The organism is Corynebacterium aquilae DSM 44791 (genome assembly GCF_001941445.1).
Classification (GTDB): Bacteria; Actinomycetota; Actinomycetes; order Mycobacteriales; family Mycobacteriaceae; genus Corynebacterium; species Corynebacterium aquilae.
In genome coordinates, this window is record NZ_CP009245.1 from 1,738,420 (window position 1) to 1,754,247 (window position 15,828).

Here is a 15,828-nt window from a genome sequence, read left to right on the forward strand (position 1 = left end):
ATCACCGCGAGATGCAGCCTGGAAGTGCTCACAAACTGTTGCTTTCGTGTCGCCCCAACTTTTTGGCGCAGCCACCAACGCGAAAGGCCCGCCCAACAACCTTATTCGTTGTGGGCGGGCCAAAACTCGCTAGGAGCCAGATCGCTTACAGGGACTGACGGGCGGAGTTAATATCCTCGTCGGTCACGGTCACTTCACCAGTCATCGGAACAATGGTGGGCACAACCATGGGCTTACGGCGCCACTTCTGCTCCACGTAACGGGCCACAGTGCGACGCAGCTTCTGCGCCATACGGTAGACCTCGTTTTCGCCTTCGGCTGCAAGATCCATCATGGTGTTGTACACCAGCTCGCGAACCTCGGGCATCATTGCCTTCGCGTCCTCGGAGAAGCCACGAGCCTGAACGGCAGGCACTTCCAGCACACGGCCGGTGCGGTTATCGATGACGGCGGTGACCGAAATCAGGCCGCCTTCACCCATGGAAGTACGGTCAGCAAGAACCTCAGCGTCGATGTCACCCATGGTGACACCGTCGACGTAGAGGTTACCGACGCTGATCTGGCCAACTACCTGTGCGCGACCGTTATCGAGGTCGACGACAACACCGTTTTGTGCCAGCACGACGCGGTCGCGCTCAACACCGGTGGAGATCGCCAGTTCCTTATTGGCGCGCAGGTGGCGCCATTCGCCGTGCACCGGCATGGCGTTGCGGGGACGAGCGGCGTTGTAGAGGAACAGCAGCTCGCCGGCATAGCCGTGGCCAGAGGTGTGCACCTTAGCATCGCGCCCGGTGACGACAGTGGCACCAATCTGGGCCAGCATGTTAATGACGCCAAAGACCGCTTCCTCATTGCCGGGAACCAGCGAGGAGGACAAAATGATCAGGTCGCCGTCGCGAACCGTAATCTGGCGGTGCTCGCGGCGGGCCATGCGCGACAGTGCTGCCATGGGCTCGCCCTGGGTGCCGGTGGTGACCAGCAGCACCTTGTGGGGAGCCAGCTTCGCAGCCTCGTCCATGGAAATAATGGTGCCGCGGGGCGCCTTGAGGTAGCCCATCTTCTCCGCGATTTCCATGTTGCGGATCATGGAGCGACCATTGAATGCGACCTTACGGCCGGCAGCAACGGCGGCATCCACCGCGGACTGGACACGGTAAACGTTCGATGCGAACGACGCCAGGATCACACGCTGCTTAGCGTTAGTCACCAGACGCTTCAAGGTGGGGCCGATCTCCGATTCGGAACCGGAAACACCCGGGGTTGTGGCATTGGTGGAGTCACACAAGAACAGGTCGATGCCCTCGTCGCCGAAGCGGGACAGCGCCGGAAGATCCGTGGGGCGACCATCGGTCGGGGTCTGATCCAGCTTGATGTCGCCGGTGTGTACCACCAGGCCAGCACCGGTCTTGATAGCAATGCCCAAGCAGTCCGGAATGGAGTGGTTGACGGCAAAGAATCGGATATCGAACGGGCCACGCTTTTCATGGCTCTGCTCGTTGACCTCAATCAGCTTCGGACGCTGACGGTGCTCCTGGCACTTCGCGGCGATCAAGGCGCAAGTAAAGCGGGAAGCAATGATCGGAATATCCGGACGCAGCTTCAGCAGCCACGGGATAGCACCGATGTGATCCTCGTGACCGTGGGTCACCACCAGGGCTTCCACCTTGTCGAGGCGATCTTCGATGTAGGAGAAATCCGGCAGGATCAGGTCAACACCCGGCTCACCGGAGGAGGGGAACAGGACGCCACAGTCAACCAGCAGCATCTTGTTGTGGTACTCGAACACGGTCATGTTGCGACCGATTTCGGAAATGCCACCCAGGGCGACAATGCGCAAGCCATCGCGGGGAGCCTTCGGCGGCTCCGGGAGGCGCTGCGTCAGATCCGCACCCTGCATGGACTTGATGCGACGGCCACGGCCCCGGCCGTGGTTGTCCTTGTTGTTTCCGGACTTGCCGGAGTTGTTGTTTCCACCGCTGTTGGAGGAACCGTTTCCGCCACGACCGCGGCCACGACCGCGATTGCGGTTGCCGGAGTTGTCGCTGTTGCGGGAAGAGTTGGACCCACCGCGGCCGCGATTTTGCGTGCCGCGGGAATCGTTCCCAGAATCTTCACGCTGACCGGACTCAGCGACAGGCTGGGGAGCCTGAAACTCGACCGGCTGCGGTGCGCCCGCTTCGCGGGTTGATTTACGGGAACGTGAACGGGGTTCTGTCATAGGTTAAGGACTCCAGCCTTTTCTAAATCGTTTTTCAGCGCTTGGCTTTGCGCTTCGTCAGCCGCGATCTGCGGCAGACGTGGCTGCCCCACGTTAATGCCCTGGAGGGCAAGACCGGCCTTAGCCATGCTTACTCCGCCGAGGCGCGCCTGTGCGGCAAACAAGGGGGCCAATTGAGCGTTAATTTCTCGAGCTCGTTGAAGATCTCCGGCCTGGCAGGCATCCACGAGGCTGCGCAGCTGCGCGGGAGCCACGTGTCCGACCACGGAGATCACACCTTTGGCTCCCACGGCCAACCACGGCACGTTGAGCGGGTCGTCTCCGGAGTACCAGTTCAATCCGGTTTCCTGAATCAACACAGCTGCCTCACCAAGGTCGCCTCGAGCGTCCTTGACGGCAGTGATGTTTTCGTGCTTCGCGAGACGGCGGAGGGTTTCCGCAGCCACGGGAACGCCGGTACGGCCAGGAATGTCATACACGCACACTTCAAGATCGGTCGCGTCAGCAACCTCCATGTAGTGCCGGTAAATACCTTCCTGGGGCGGCTTCGAGTAGTAGGGGCACACAACGAGCAAACCATCAGCGCCTGCATCCGCGGATGCTTTAGCAAGCTCAACAGCTGCCCGAGTGTCGTATGAGCCCGCGCCGGCGATGATGGCGGCACGATCCCCCACCTCGTCCTTCACGGCCTCGAGGAGTGCAACCTTTTCCGCGGTCGACGTAGTCGGCGACTCACCGGTGGTGCCAGCCAACAACACGCTATCAACGCCGTTGTCGACCAAATGCTTCGCCAGCCGACGGCCGGCGACAACATCTAACGCGCCGGTGGAATCGAACGGCGTGACCATGGCGACCGAGACGGTGCCAAAAGTCAGACCGGTACGGTCCTGGGTGCGGGAAGGTGTCTCACTCATGCTTAGAAACACTACCTGTTCAACCCGCTAGGTGTGGAAACGACCTCCCGAATAGCCCGAAAACTACCTCCACCCCACCCCACAGATTGACCCCACGATTAACCCCCATGGTGAAAGCTTGTCACCATGGGGGCACGAGGTTGGTCTAAAACTTAAAAATCCAACACATAAGGGCTAGATGCCATTTCGCTGCCGTCGGATAGTCGAGCGATATCGAAATCTCCGAACACCGCAGGGGCTTGTTTTTGCAGCAGCTTCAAACACTCCACCGCGACGGTGCGGATCTCCACGTCGGCATGCTCGGTGGCGCGCATGCCGATAAAGTGCCTCCAAGCCCTAAAATTGCCGGTCACAACGATGCGGGACTCGGTCGCGTTGGGCAAAATGGCGCGTGCAGCTTGCCGCGCTTGCTTGCGTCGAAGCAGTGCATTCGGCTCATCCTCGCCCTTGGCCTCCAACGCATCCAACAATTCTTGGTAGGCGAAACGTGTGTCATCGACCGCCTGTTGAAACAGCCGCAGCAAGGTCTCGTCCTCCCGAATCGCCGGAGGAATCACCACCTGGGTGTCATCGTTGTGCACAAAACGCTGCGACAGCTGCGAGAAACTGAAGTGGCGATGCCTGACGAGTTCCTGGGTTGCGGCGCGAGAAATGCCCGTCAAATAGATGGTGGCGCTCGCATGTTCGAGGAGAGCCAGATGGCCGACTTCCATGATGTGATGGATGTACGCGGCGTTTTCAGCCGTTCGAGGGTTGGGCTTGTGGAACGTTTCGTAGCACGCCCGACCAGAAAACTCGATCAAAGCCTGTCCCCCCGTGGCATCGGTCTCGAAGGACACCGACGCCGGCGGGTGGAATTCCGTCGCCGCGATCAGCTGGGCGCACAGATCAACGTGATGGGACACGATTACAGATCCAGGTAGTTTTCCAGCCCCACGGTCAAACCGGGGTGCTGGGCGATATTGCGCACACCCACCAACACACCCGGGACGAAGCTGGTGCGATCGTAGGAGTCCTGGCAGATCGTCAGGGACTGGCCCTGTGCACCGAAAATCACCTTTTCGTGGGCGACCATGCCGGTCATGCGAACCGCGTGCACCGGAATGCCATCCACATCGGCGCCACGAGAACCGGGAAGGGACTGCTCGGTCGCATCGGGCTGCTCACCCATGCCAGCTTCCTGGCGTGCCTTGGCGATTCCACGCGCGGTGTGAATTGCGGTACCGGAAGGCGCGTCCAACTTGTTGGGGTGGTGCAGCTCGATGACTTCCGCAGAATCAAAGAAACGGGCGGCCTGCTCGGCGAAGACCATGGTCAACACCGCCGAGATCGCGAAATTGGGGGCGATCAACGCGCCCACGGGTGCGTTGTCTGCGCACCACTTTTCAACCTGAGCCAAACGCTCATCGTCGAAGCCCGTGGTTCCGACAACACAGTGGATGCCGTTGTTCAGGCAGAACTTCAGGTTGTCCATCACGGAAGACGGCTGGGTGAAGTCCACAATGACTTCAGCGCCCGCCTCAACGAGCTTGTCCAAGCTATCGTCGCGGTCGATGGCTGCCACCAGTTCCAGGTCATCGGCAGCGTTGACGCCCTCACACACTGCGGTGCCAACGCGACCATTTGCACCCAATACGCCTACTTTGATGTTTCCCATGTTTTCGCTTCCGTTTTTGTGCTTCGAATTTGTACTTAAGGTGCCGGTCTTGGCCACGAAGCAGGCCATGTCCAGCAGCACCACCACTGCGAACCGGGTGGAGCTCTCCCTAAACCCTAGCGCTTGTGCCCACCGACGCGGTGGAGACTGTCCGTACTGCGACGGCGATCGCTTCCGTACTCACTTCGCACAAAAGCCACCCTCGTCAAGGACGGGGTGGCTTTCGCGCTGGCGTTTGTTACACCGAAGATGGTGCTTCATCCGCGCTGGTGTCGAACAAAACTACTGTTAGTTTTCTTCGACGGGGACCAGGGAAATCTTGCCGCGGTTATCGATCTCCGCGATCTCCACGTGCAGCTTGTCACCAACGTTGACGACGTCTTCAACCTTGGCGATGCGCTTGCCGTTGCCGAGCTTGGAGATGTGCACCAGACCATCACGGCCGGGCAGCAGGGAGACGAACGCGCCGAAAGCGGTGGTCTTCACGACGGTACCCAGGTAGCTTTCGCCCACCTGCGGCATCTGCGGATTCGCGATGGCATTGATGCGCTCGATGGCTTCCTTGACGGCAACACCGTTGGTGGACGCCACAGAAACGACACCATCATCAGCGATGGAAATCTTCGCGCCGGTCTCATCCTGAATGGAGTTGATGTTCTTGCCCTTCGGGCCGATGACCTCACCGATCTTGGACACCGGGATGGTGACGGTGGTGATCTTCGGGGCGAAGGGGCTTTGCTCCTGCGGCTCGCAGTTCTCAGCCATGTAATCCAGGATGTGGTGGCGGGCGGCACGAGCCTGCTTCAGTGCTGCGGCGAGCACGTCGGAAGGAATACCGTCCAGCTTGGTGTCGAGCTGGAGTGCGGTGACGATGTCGCGGGTACCGGCAACCTTGAAGTCCATGTCGCCGAAGGCATCCTCGGCGCCGAGGATATCGGTCAGGCACACGTAGCGGGTTTCGCCATCAACGTCCTGGGACACTAGGCCCATTGCAATACCTGCGACCGGTGCCTTCAGCGGCACACCGGCATCGTAAAGGGACAGGGTGGAGGCACACACCGAACCCATGGAGGTGGAACCGTTGGAGCCGAGAGCTTCGGACACCTGACGGATGGTGTAGGGGAACTCTTCCTTGGAGGGAAGGACCGGCACCAAAGCACGCTCTGCCAGGGCACCGTGACCAATTTCGCGACGCTTCGGGGAGCCAACACGGCCGGTCTCACCGGTGGAGTACGGCGGGAAGTTGTAGTGGTGGATGTAGCGCTTGTGATCGACCGGGGACAGCGAATCGATCTGCTGCTCCATGTCGGGCATATCCAGGGTGGTCACGCCCAGGATCTGGGTCTCGCCACGCTCGAACAGTGCGGAGCCGTGGGCGCGAGGCAGCAGGTGGACGGCAACATCCAGGCGACGGATCTCGTCGACCTTACGGCCGTCGATGCGGAAACCATCGGTGACGATTCGCTGACGAACCACAGCCTTGGACACGGCGTTGTAGGCGGCACGAATCTGCGGCAATGCTTCTTCGTCGTCGTGGTACTCGGCGCCCTCTTCGGTCAGCAGAGCCTCAATCTCAGCCTGGTGAGCAGCGATAGCTTCGTCGCGCTCCTGCTTGTCAGCGATGGTCATCAGCTTGCCGATCTTCTCGGCAGCTTCCTCTTCCACTGCCTGGAAGATTTCCTCGGAGTAAGCGGGGAAGGTCGGGAACTGCTGAGTCTCCTTGCCGGCTTCCTGCTTCAGCAGGTTCTGGGCCTTGCACAGCGCAGCGATGACGGGCTTGGCAGCCTCCAAGCCTTCGGCCACGATTTCCTCGGTGGGGGCAGGCGCGCCATCGGCGACGCGGTCAACCACGGTGTCGGTAGCACCGGCTTCAACCATCATGATGGCGACGTCTTCGGACTTCTTACGGCCCTTGGTGGTCTCAACCAGGCGACCGGCGACCACGATCTCGAACAGTGCATCCTTGTGCTGGGCGTGCGTCGGGAACGCAACCCACTGGCCCTTGGGGTGAGCTTCATCGACGACCAGTGCCATGCGCACGCCACCGACAGCACCGGAAACCGGCAGGCCGGACAGCTGTGTTGCAGCGGAGGCCGCGTTGATGGCGACCACGTCGTAGTAGTCCTCGGGGTTCATGGACATGACGGTGATGACGACCTGCACCTCGTTGCGCAGACCCTTCACGAAGGTCGGACGCAAGGGGCGGTCGATCAGGCGGCAGGCCAGAATTGCCTCCGTGGAGGGGCGGCCCTCACGACGGAAGAAAGAGCCGGGGATGCGGCCGGCAGCGTACATGCGCTCTTCCACATCAACGGTCAGCGGGAAGAAGTCAAAGCCTTCGCGCGGCTTGCTGGATGCGGTCGTCGTTGCCAGCATCATGGTTTCTTCATCGAGTGCCGCGGTGACAGAACCGTCGGCCTGCTTGGCCAGGAGACCAGTCTCGAAAGTGATGGTCCGCTTGCCGAAATCACCGTTATCGATGACGGCGGTGGCCAGAGTGGTCTCGAAGTCCTCGTCGTACTCGACAGCTACGGTGTGTTTAACGTCGCTCATTCGCGCGTTTCTCCTTTAAGTTTTTTCTTGCTGCGCTTGACGATCATCGGTGTCGTCGGGGCGCCTTCAGCGCGCAGCATGCTTGCCCACACTACCAGCAAAAAGCCCCACCTAGCGCAGCACCAACGTTCATCGCACCCAAATATCCCCCACCAGCCCCACATTATCGCCCTGACCACGACAGACAAGTTTTTCGTGGCACTGCCCACAACCTCAGATTTTAGGCACAAAAACACCCCACTGCACACCAAGCAGTGGGGTGAAAGGTTCGTCTCAAAAAGCGACTAAGTGGCTCTTAGCGACGCAGGCCCAGGCGAGCGATGAGGTTACGGTAACGCTCAACGTCGTTCTCGGCGAGGTACTTCAGCAGACCCTTGCGGCGACCAACCAGCAGCAGCAGGCCACGACGGGAGTGGTGGTCGTGCTTGTGGAACTTCAGGTGCTCGGTGAGCTCGCGAATACGAGTGGTCAGCAGTGCAACCTGGGCCTCCGGGGAACCGGTGTCGGTCTCGTGGAGACCGTACTCGGCGAGGATTTGCTTCTTCTGCTCAGTAGAAAGAGCCATGTGAGTTCTCCTTAAAAGAACGTATTTCAGTCCACATGATGTTGATTGTCCGCCCGCCACCCGCTACGGCGTCCGGACGAAGTGCGCACTGCTGTGGACCGCAGTGACAACCGCTCAATAGTGCCAGAAGATGTGCGGTTGAGTCAACACACGAGCCCAAGGGTGGACTACACCCCGAGGATTTCCCGCGTGCGGGCCACATCGCGCTCCATCGCGTCCAACAAATCTTGCACCCCGTTGAACTTCTCCATACCGCGGAGGCGCTCAACAAACTCCACGGTTACAGCGCGGTCATACAGATCGGCTTCCCGATCCAACACGAACGCCTCAACACTGCGTCGCTCGTCTCCGAACGTCGGGTTGGTACCCACCGAAATCGCCGTGGGGTATCGCACCCCGGGCACCATGTCCCCTGTTGGGGGTTCATCGTCAATGGTGAACCAGCCGCAGTAGACCCCGTCGGCAGGAATCGCCACGTTATCGGGGAAATAGAGGTTGGCAGTGGGGTAGCCCAACTCCCGCCCGCCGCGGCCTGCACCCCGCGCGACATGGGAGTGCACGCTAAAAGGCCGACCCAAAACGTGAGCTGCCGCAGCAACATCTCCCTCTTTGAGGTATTGCCGGGTGACCGAGGAGGATAACACCGTGCCATCCTCGGCAAGCAGCTCCACCACATCAACATCGAACCCCAGCTGTTGGCCGAGCTCGCGCAAGGTATCGGTGGTTCCGGCTGCTTTGTGCCCGAAGGTGAAGTTCTCCCCCACCGCAACCGCTTTAGCGTGCAGAGCATCGTGCAGCACAACGCGAGCAAACTCGGCCGGACTCATCGCTGCAAATTCACGGTCGAAGGTCAGCGCCAAAATGTGGTCAACGCCCAAGGCCTCTGCCCGGTCCGCCCGATCTGCGAAGGTACTGATCATTGGCGGCACCTTGTCGGGACGCACCACGGAAAGCGGATGTGGCTCGAAAGTGACCATGACGACTGGCAGGTCGAGCGCCTGCGCGCGCTCGATGGCGGTTGTGATTAACCGCTGGTGTCCCCGGTGGATGCCGTCGAACATGCCGATGGTGACAACGCTCGCTGTCAGCTCGGGGGCGTTGTCTTGGATGTCTTGCAGTGTGCGCCAAATCTCCACTGCGCTTACTTTACCGCCTAGGCTGTAGATCATGTCTTTTACCCCAGTTGGTTCTGATCCTTTGTCTTCGTCCGGTTTGGTGGTTGTCGATAAGCCTGCCGGCATGACCTCCCATGACGTGGTAGCTCGCGTGCGCCGTGCTTTTTCAACTCGCAAAGTTGGGCATGCCGGCACGTTGGATCCAATGGCTACTGGGGTTTTGGTCGTCGGCGTCGAACGCGGCACTCGTTTTCTTGCCCACGTCGTTGCTGAGGAAAAGACCTATGAGACAGTGATTCGCTTGGGCGCTTCCACGGTGACTGATGATGCGGAAGGCGCTCGTCTTAGCGTCACTGACGCCGCTTTTGTTAGCGACGACATGATTGCCGCTGAGGTGGCCAAGCTCACCGGAAGGATCATGCAGCGCCCGAGTAGCGTCAGCGCCATCAAGATCAATGGCCGGCGGGCACATGAACTCGTTCGCGCGGGCGAAAACGTTGAGATCCCAGCCCGTGAGGTCACCGTGTTCGATTTCGACGTGTTGGACATTTCCCGCTCATCGGTGCCGGTCAATGAGATTGCCTGCCCGCCTGACGCTGAAAATGTAGAAGACGGAGCCAACGCTGATGAGATCATTGGTGTGGTTGATGTGACTGCACGAGTGCGATGTTCTTCGGGCACCTACATCCGGTCTCTTGCCCGCGATATGGGTGAGGCATTAGGTGTGGGAGGCCACTTGATTGCATTGCGACGCACGGCGGTAGGTCCGTTTTCGTTGGATCACGCGGTGACAGTTGCGCAGTTGGCGGAGGATCCGCGCTTGAGTTTGCCGTTGGATGATGCGTTGACGACGTGTTTTCCGACCTTGAAGGTATCAGCGGATGAGGGTGCTGCGCTGGCGATGGGTAAATGGCTTGAGCCGCGGGGTTTGAAGGGGGTGCACGCGGCGGTGACGCCGGATGGGCATGCGGTGGCTTTGGTCAAAGAGTCCGGAAAGCGCCTAAAAACAACGTTTGTGGCTCGTCCGTCAACGCTTTAGTGCCGACCAAAAGTGCAAGCCTCCACCTGTGCGGTGGGGGCTTGGTTTCTAGGTAATCGCGGTGGCGGCGATGATGTAGCCGTCGCGAATGGCCCACTTGCCGGTGATGAAAGGCACGGGGGTGGGGCGCACGAGAAGGTAGGAGATGAAGGTTCCGTCGGGGCGGAGATCTACTTCGGCTTGTTCGAAGCCGAGCCACCTGTGTGTGAGGGGGAACCAGGCTTTGTATGTGGCTTCCTTAGCGCAAAACAGCAGCTTATCTGCACAGGGGATTCCCCGTTCGGCGAATTCTTCGAGTTGAGCCATTTCGCTGTCTCGAGCAATCGATGAGATCACGCCACGTGGGAGTGGTTGCGCCGGTTCCGCGTCGAGTCCCATGCTGCGCACGAGCAGTCGCGGTGCGACGACTGCGGCTCTGAAACCGTCGGTGTGGGTCAGGGATCCAGACACACTTGATGGCCACAGGGGCATGCCTCTTTCGCCTCTCAAAATCGGGGCGCCGTTATCGCGTCCGAGTTCCTTGAGGGCTTGGTGTGCACACCAGCGGGCATCGCCGAATTCCGATTTGCGAATGTCGACGGCATGAGCGACGAGTGCTTGTTCGAGGGGGTGCAGGTTGAGGAAGTGGGTGAGGTCGAGAGGCCCAGGTTGGCGGTGGATAAAGCACCAGCGGGCACTGTTGGGAAACAGGGAGGCGTCGAGCATTATGCGGTAGCCTCCTGCCCCAGGATTGCGACGGGCCAAGCTATATCTTTGGCGTTTTCCCATTCGCGGGGATACCCGAGGGAAACTTCCCGGTGCGGGATGCCGTCGATAGTCATGTCGCCGCGGATGTGGAGGTGTCCGTAGACGACCTGTTGGGCGTTGTAGCGGGTGGGCCAGTCGCGGGTATGTCGGGTTCCACACCACAGGGACAGCTCACGGAACCGCATCCTAAGCACGGGCTCAATGGCAAGTGGCCAGTGGTTGACCAGGATGGTGGGGCCTTGCACTTTGGACAGTCGTTTGATGCTGTATGCGAGGCGATCCCAGCACCAGGCGCGAATGTCGACGAAGGGGGCAATGGCGAATTGGTCCGTCATCACGACTTGTTGGTCGTGAGCGGCTTGGACGGCTTGTTCGACGGTGAATCCGGGGCGCCGGAAGGAATAGTCATACAAGGTGAACAGCGGCACGATGGTGACGCCGTCGAAGACGGGATATGGGTCTTCGGGGGTGAGGATTCCAAGGTTACGGCATCCGCGGACGAGTTCGTCGTATTTTGCACGCCCGGTGTAGCGGTCGGAACTGCGGCAGAAAAGCTCGTGGTTTCCTGGTACCCAGATGACTTTCGCGAAACGGTCGTTGAGGTTTTCGAGAACTTCGAGGACTTTTTCGGTGCGCTCGGCAACATCCCCGGCGACGATGAGCCAGTCTCCGGGGTCGTGGGGCGTGATCGAGTCGATCAGGCCCTCGTTTTTTGCTACCGCCGCGTGGAGGTCCGCGACGGCCCACAGTGTGCGAGCCATAGGTGACATTATGCCTGATTCTGGTGGGTTCTGGTCCTTGCCACACCTGGGGTCGTGCGCTTGTTGGGTGGGGCTTTGGGTGGTGGTTTAGACTGTGTCGTCTTCGGGTGCTGCCTGGAGGTATTTTTTGGTTTTTGTTTGTGAGGTATGTGGTGGCGGATTTCGTTTCGGCTTCAGGCTCTTATCGGGTGTGGCCTGCGAATGCGGGTTTGTTTATTGCTTCTGGCGGGTTGTCGATGTTTGGCAATGCGATTGCCAATGTGGTGTGGGTGTGGCTGGTGCTTGATCGCACCGGGGATCCAGCGGCTGCCGGGGTGGTGGCGATGTTTATTTCGATTCCGGCGATTGTGTTTAGTTTTTTCGGTGGCCGTTTGATTGATTCGGTGGGGCGGAAGCCGATGAGTGTGGTTTCCGATGTGATTTCGGCGTCGAGTGTGGCGTTGTTGATTGTGGTTGATTCGCTCACCGACCTGACGGTGGGGTGGTTTATCGTGCTGGGGATTATCGGGGCTGTGGGTGATGTTCCGGGTATGGCTGCGCGGCAGGCGTTAACGGGTGATGTCGCGCGGTGCAGTGGGTGGAGTGTGGATCGTTTGGCTGGGCTGTCGCAGTCGGTTGCGGGGATGTCGTTTTTGGTTGGCCCGGCGTTGGGTGGGGTGTTGTTGTCGATGCTGCCGACGACAAGCGTGTTGTGGATTACGGTGGCGTGTTCGGCGGCTGCGGCGGTGGTGACTTTTGTGCTGCGCATCTCCCCTGCTGCGGTGCAGGTGGATGAGGAACAACCGCAGAGCGTGCGCGGTGTGGTTGCGCGGGCGCGGTCTGAGGTGACTGCGTGGCGGGCGATTGTGGCGCATCCGCAGGTCACGATGTTGGCGGTGTTGTCGTTTGCGGGGGCGTTGTTGGTGATGCCGTATTTGATTGTGTTGACGCCTGCGCATTTTCATCGGGTGGATAATCCGTCGATGTATGGGGTGACGATGAGTTCTTATGCGGTGGGCATGATGGCTGGTGGGGTGTTTGTGGCGAAGGTGGGTACTGCGCGGAGGCGCCGGATGTGGATGATTGCGTTGGTTTTTGAAACTGTGTGTTTTGCGCTGATGGCGTGGCTTGCTGGTGGTTGGGTGTTAGCTTTTGCGTTCGCCTTGGCTGGTGTGTCTGGAGGTATTTTGAATCCGCTGCAGACGGTGATGATCACTGAGAAGGTGGACGATAGGGTGCGTGGGCGCGCGTTTTCGTTGTTCCAGATGATTAATTTGGTGGGCCAGCCGGTGGGGTTGGCGGTGGTGACGATGGCGGTGAATTACGCCAGCATCTATACGGTGGCGGTGTGGTTGTGTCTGGCCTGGGTTCCGGTGGCGGTGTATTCGTTTTGGAGTGCGCGCCGACATGTGGAGGTGTTGGCGCCGTCGGCGGTGGCGTGATTGCCTGCCGTATGAAGGGGGTTAGACGCTGGTGCCTTCGCGCATCCAGTTCCCGGAGCGGAAGCGCCAGAGGCAGGCGATGAGTCGGATGAGCATCATGGCCATCAGTCCGCACCACACGCCGATGAGCCCGCTGTCGGTGATGAGGGCGAGCCAGACTCCGGGGAGGAATCCGAGGATGACGCTGGCGATGGTGGCGGTGCGGAGGAAGGCGACGTCGCTGGCGCCGAGGAGGACTCCGTCGAGCGCGAAGACGACGCCACCAACAATCACCATGGCGACCAGTAGTGGCCACACGGTACTCATGATGCCGAGCACGGAGGTGTCGTCGGTAAAGATGCGGGGGATTACGTGGTAGCCGGCGGCGAGGATGGCCGCCATGGCCAGGGAGAACAGGGAGGAGTAGCGGGTGATTTTCCAGCCGGTGGCTTTGGCGGCCGCTGCCGAGGCGCCGCCGAGGGCCGCGCCGGTGAGGGCTTGTGCGGCGATGGCGAGGGAGTCGAGGGTGAGGGTGAGGAAGTTCCACAACTGGAGGAGCACTTGGTGGGCGCCGAGGCTGGCGGCGCCGAAACGTCCGGCGACTGCTGCGGCGGAGAGGAAAGCTACTTGGAAAGACAGGGAGCGCAGGATGAGGTCGCGGCCGAGGATGAGTTGTTGGCCCATGACTTTCAGGCGGGGTTGCCAGCTGCCGGTGTGTCGACGGGCGAGGTAGGTGATGAAGCAGGTGGCGGTGATGGCAACACCGATGAGGTTGGCCCAGGCGGATCCGACGACCCCGAGGTGGGACACCAGGATGGGCACGAGGATAGCGGAGGGGATGACCCCGGCGAGGGTGAAGTAGAGCGGCAGCCGGGTGTTTTGGATGCCGCGCAGCCATCCGTTGCCGGCCATGACGCACAGCATGAGCGGGATGCCGAGGCTGGCGATTCGCAGCCAGTGGGTTGCGACTGCTGCGACGTCTGTGTCGTCGGCGAGCCAGAGGGTGAAGGTGGGGGCGCCGATGGCGATGATGGCGGCAAGGGTGATGCCGACGGCGATGGCGACGAAGGTGGCTTGAACGCCTTCGGCAATGGCACCTTGGGTGTCGCCGGAGCCGTATTTGCGGGCGGAGCGTGCTGTGGTGCCGTAGGACAGGAAGGTTAGTTGGGTGGTGACCACCGACTGGATGGTGGTGCCGGCCGCGAGCCCAGCTAAGGCTTGTGCCCCGAGCCTGCCGACCACGGCGGTATCGAGCAGCAGGTACAGCGGGGTTGCTGCCAGCACGCCCAGTGCGGGTAGTGCCAACGCCAGAATGTCTTTGGCGGTGGGGTTGAGGGCTTCGGTGGTGCTCGGCTCGGAGTTCGTCATAGCAAGGGGAAAGTCTAGCTGCTGGGGAACTGGCGCTGAAAAGCACAACCCCCGCGTGGTCGAGGGTGCTTCGTCTTCGACCACGCGGGGGCGTGAGTGCCCGTGAGTGGGTTAGCTAGTCGTCGAGGTGTTGAGCGAGGAATTCGCGCAGGTCGGCCATGGTCCAGCCGTGCACGGTGAAACCGGCGGCGTTGCGGTGCCCGCCGCCCCCGCCGGCTGCGGCTATGCGGCTGACGTCGAGGTGCTGGGAGCGTAGGGACACCGCGGCGGTGTCCTGGTCGAGTCTTTTGAGCACGGCGATGAGGTCCGCGTCGTCGATGCCGCGGGTGAAGTCGACGATGCGTTCGAGAGTGGGGATGTCCATATCGCACGCTTCGATAGTGACGACCCGCTTCTGCCCCATCTGGTGGATGCTCAGCCCGGCGAGTGCGGCACCGATGCGTTGGAGGTTTTCTGCACTGATCGCGTCGATGAGGGTGTGTACCAGTGCGCCTTCATCGGCACCGTGTTTGACCAGGTCTGCGGCGATGTCGCGGGCTGCCGGCCGCCCGTAGCGGAATTGGGCGGTGTCGGTGAGCAGACCGCCCATCATGGCGTTGGCTGCTGGGGCAGTGATCTCGGTATTGGTCTCCTGGTACCACTGCCAGATCAGCGAGCAGGTGGATTCGATCTCTGGGCAGACCACGTTGACTTGTGCTTCGCAGGCGTTAGAGGCGTGGTGGTCGATGATGAGGGTGCGGTCGGCGTGGGCGCGGATGTGATCTTCGAACAGGCCGGTGCGCGCCAGTGATCCGCAGTCCACGACGACAATCAGGTCGACGTCGGGCAGGGTGTCGGTGCAGTGGAACTGCTTCCCCAGCGGCAGGGTGCGCAGCGGTGCCGGCATCTCGTCGTATTGGCCGACGTAACCTGCCGCGTCGATGCCGTGGGCGGCGAGCAGCATGATGGTGGCGCTGGCGGAGCCAATAGCGTCGCCGTCGGGCCTGATGTGGGTCACCACTGCTGCGGTGCGTTTGCCTGCCAGAAACCCGGTCGCCTGTTCGAAGAGCATGGTGTTACTCGGAGTCCTTGTAGGGGTTGGGGTCGCCGGCCGGTTGTGCTGCTGCTGCCAGGCGGGCGAGTTCTTCGTCGCGGGCGCGGGCTTTGGCGAGCAGTTCCTCCATGTGGGTGGCGGATTCCGGCATGGTGTCGTGGGTGAAAGCCAGGGTTGGGGTGTAGCGCACGCCGAGCTGATCGCCGACGATCTTGCGCAGCTGTCCGCGGGCGCGTTTCAGGGCTTCCGCACCGGCTTCGATGTCGGGTTCTTCGTTGAGGGTGCGGCCGCGCACCGTGTAGAAGATGGTCGCGTCGTGTAGGTCGCCGGTGACTTTGCAGTCGGTGATGGTGACGAACTCGAGGCGGGGGTCTTTGATTTCGCGTTCGATGGCGGTGGCCACGATCGTTTGGATGCGTTTCGCCAATCGGGCGGCGCGTGCGTGGTCAACCATGAGG

14 protein-coding genes are annotated in these 15,828 nt (G+C 60.9%); 2 read left to right on the top strand and 12 right to left on the bottom strand.

Features of this window, described 5'->3' with window-relative positions; all coding sequences use genetic code 11:
* Nucleotides 1–145: 145 nt before the first annotated feature.
* The 7 genes from CAQU_RS07365 to CAQU_RS07400 form a co-directional block, all read right to left on the bottom strand.
* Complete coding sequence (locus tag CAQU_RS07365) at nt 146–2,218, bottom strand: ribonuclease J (protein WP_075726535.1); 2,073 nt, start codon at nt 2,216–2,218, stop codon at nt 146–148.
* Complete coding sequence (gene dapA / locus CAQU_RS07370) at nt 2,215–3,132, bottom strand: 4-hydroxy-tetrahydrodipicolinate synthase (RefSeq protein WP_075726537.1); 918 nt, start codon at nt 3,130–3,132, stop codon at nt 2,215–2,217. Before dapA ends, CAQU_RS07365 begins: the two co-directional genes overlap by 4 nt.
* Before the next feature lie 152 nt (nt 3,133–3,284).
* Nucleotides 3,285–4,037, bottom strand: a complete 753-nt coding sequence (gene thyX, locus CAQU_RS07375) for an FAD-dependent thymidylate synthase (protein ID WP_075726539.1) — start codon at nt 4,035–4,037, stop codon at nt 3,285–3,287.
* A 2-nt stretch (nt 4,038–4,039) separates the two neighbouring features.
* A complete protein-coding gene (dapB, locus tag CAQU_RS07380) occupies nt 4,040–4,789 on the bottom strand; it encodes a 4-hydroxy-tetrahydrodipicolinate reductase (RefSeq protein WP_075728531.1) in 750 nt (249 codons plus the stop codon).
* Nucleotides 4,790–5,077: 288 nt separating this feature from the next.
* Nucleotides 5,078–7,342, bottom strand: a complete 2,265-nt coding sequence (locus tag CAQU_RS07385) for a polyribonucleotide nucleotidyltransferase (protein WP_075726541.1) — start codon at nt 7,340–7,342, stop codon at nt 5,078–5,080.
* A 295-nt stretch (nt 7,343–7,637) separates the two neighbouring features.
* A complete protein-coding gene (rpsO, locus tag CAQU_RS07395; protein WP_075726544.1) occupies nt 7,638–7,907 on the bottom strand; it encodes a 30S ribosomal protein S15 in 270 nt (89 codons plus the stop codon).
* 167 nt (nt 7,908–8,074) lie between these two features.
* The gene (locus CAQU_RS07400; RefSeq protein ID WP_084562894.1) at nt 8,075–9,076 is read right to left on the bottom strand and encodes a bifunctional riboflavin kinase/FAD synthetase; all 1,002 of its coding nucleotides are present in this window, start codon (nt 9,074–9,076) and stop codon (nt 8,075–8,077) included.
* On the opposite strand from CAQU_RS07400, the gene truB reads away from it, so the two are divergent.
* Nucleotides 9,075–10,061, top strand: coding sequence for a tRNA pseudouridine(55) synthase TruB (gene truB, locus CAQU_RS07405; RefSeq protein WP_075726546.1), 987 nt, complete (start codon nt 9,075–9,077; stop codon nt 10,059–10,061). The two genes, CAQU_RS07400 and truB, sit on opposite strands and share 2 nt — an antisense overlap.
* Nucleotides 10,062–10,109: 48 nt before the next feature.
* Here the strand turns inward: truB and CAQU_RS07410 are convergent, their stop codons facing one another.
* Together CAQU_RS07410 and CAQU_RS07415 are read right to left on the bottom strand one after the other, a co-directional pair.
* On the bottom strand, nt 10,110–10,766 hold the full coding sequence (locus CAQU_RS07410) for a 4'-phosphopantetheinyl transferase family protein (protein ID WP_075726548.1): 657 nt from the start codon (nt 10,764–10,766) through the stop codon (nt 10,110–10,112).
* Nucleotides 10,766–11,569, bottom strand: coding sequence for a metallophosphoesterase family protein (locus tag CAQU_RS07415; RefSeq protein WP_075726551.1), 804 nt, complete (start codon nt 11,567–11,569; stop codon nt 10,766–10,768). Before CAQU_RS07415 ends, CAQU_RS07410 begins: the two co-directional genes overlap by 1 nt.
* Nucleotides 11,570–11,721: 152 nt before the next feature.
* On the opposite strand from CAQU_RS07415, the gene CAQU_RS07420 reads away from it, so the two are divergent.
* Nucleotides 11,722–12,990: an MFS transporter gene (locus CAQU_RS07420; RefSeq protein WP_084562896.1), complete on the top strand. Its 1,269-nt coding sequence runs from the start codon at nt 11,722–11,724 to the stop codon at nt 12,988–12,990.
* 21 nt (nt 12,991–13,011) lie between these two features.
* Here CAQU_RS07420 and CAQU_RS07425 read toward each other — a convergent pair whose 3' ends face one another.
* The 3 genes from CAQU_RS07425 to rbfA all read right to left on the bottom strand — a co-directional run bounded on the left by CAQU_RS07425 (nt 13,012) and on the right by rbfA (nt 15,824).
* Complete coding sequence (locus CAQU_RS07425) at nt 13,012–14,337, bottom strand: MATE family efflux transporter (RefSeq protein ID WP_075726552.1); 1,326 nt, start codon at nt 14,335–14,337, stop codon at nt 13,012–13,014.
* 115 nt (nt 14,338–14,452) lie between these two features.
* Nucleotides 14,453–15,388 (bottom strand): DHH family phosphoesterase, encoded by a 936-nt coding sequence (locus CAQU_RS07430; protein ID WP_075726554.1) that lies wholly within the window; start codon nt 15,386–15,388, stop codon nt 14,453–14,455.
* A 4-nt stretch (nt 15,389–15,392) separates the two neighbouring features.
* The gene (gene rbfA, locus CAQU_RS07435; RefSeq protein ID WP_075726557.1) at nt 15,393–15,824 is read right to left on the bottom strand and encodes a 30S ribosome-binding factor RbfA; all 432 of its coding nucleotides are present in this window, start codon (nt 15,822–15,824) and stop codon (nt 15,393–15,395) included.
* Nucleotides 15,825–15,828: the final 4 nt, after the last annotated feature.

Bases quoted from the DNA above. Each gene is read 5' to 3' on its own strand.
- CAQU_RS07365 (WP_075726535.1), bottom strand. From the start codon at position 2,218: ATGACAGAACCCCGTTCACGTTCCCGTAAATCAACCCGCGAAGCGGGC.
- dapA (WP_075726537.1), bottom strand. From the start codon at position 3,132: ATGAGTGAGACACCTTCCCGCACCCAGGACCGTACCGGTCTGACTTTT.
- dapB (WP_075728531.1), bottom strand. From the start codon at position 4,789: ATGGGAAACATCAAAGTAGGCGTATTGGGTGCAAATGGTCGCGTTGGC.
- CAQU_RS07385 (WP_075726541.1), bottom strand. From the start codon at position 7,342: ATGAGCGACGTTAAACACACCGTAGCTGTCGAGTACGACGAGGACTTC.
- rpsO (WP_075726544.1), bottom strand. From the start codon at position 7,907: ATGGCTCTTTCTACTGAGCAGAAGAAGCAAATCCTCGCCGAGTACGGT.
- truB (WP_075726546.1), top strand. From the start codon at position 9,075: ATGTCTTTTACCCCAGTTGGTTCTGATCCTTTGTCTTCGTCCGGTTTG.
- CAQU_RS07400 (WP_084562894.1), bottom strand. From the start codon at position 9,076: ATGATCTACAGCCTAGGCGGTAAAGTAAGCGCAGTGGAGATTTGGCGC.
- CAQU_RS07410 (WP_075726548.1), bottom strand. From the start codon at position 10,766: ATGCTCGACGCCTCCCTGTTTCCCAACAGTGCCCGCTGGTGCTTTATC.
- CAQU_RS07415 (WP_075726551.1), bottom strand. From the start codon at position 11,569: ATGGCTCGCACACTGTGGGCCGTCGCGGACCTCCACGCGGCGGTAGCA.
- CAQU_RS07425 (WP_075726552.1), bottom strand. From the start codon at position 14,337: ATGACGAACTCCGAGCCGAGCACCACCGAAGCCCTCAACCCCACCGCC.
- CAQU_RS07430 (WP_075726554.1), bottom strand. From the start codon at position 15,388: ATGCTCTTCGAACAGGCGACCGGGTTTCTGGCAGGCAAACGCACCGCA.
- rbfA (WP_075726557.1), bottom strand. From the start codon at position 15,824: ATGGTTGACCACGCACGCGCCGCCCGATTGGCGAAACGCATCCAAACG.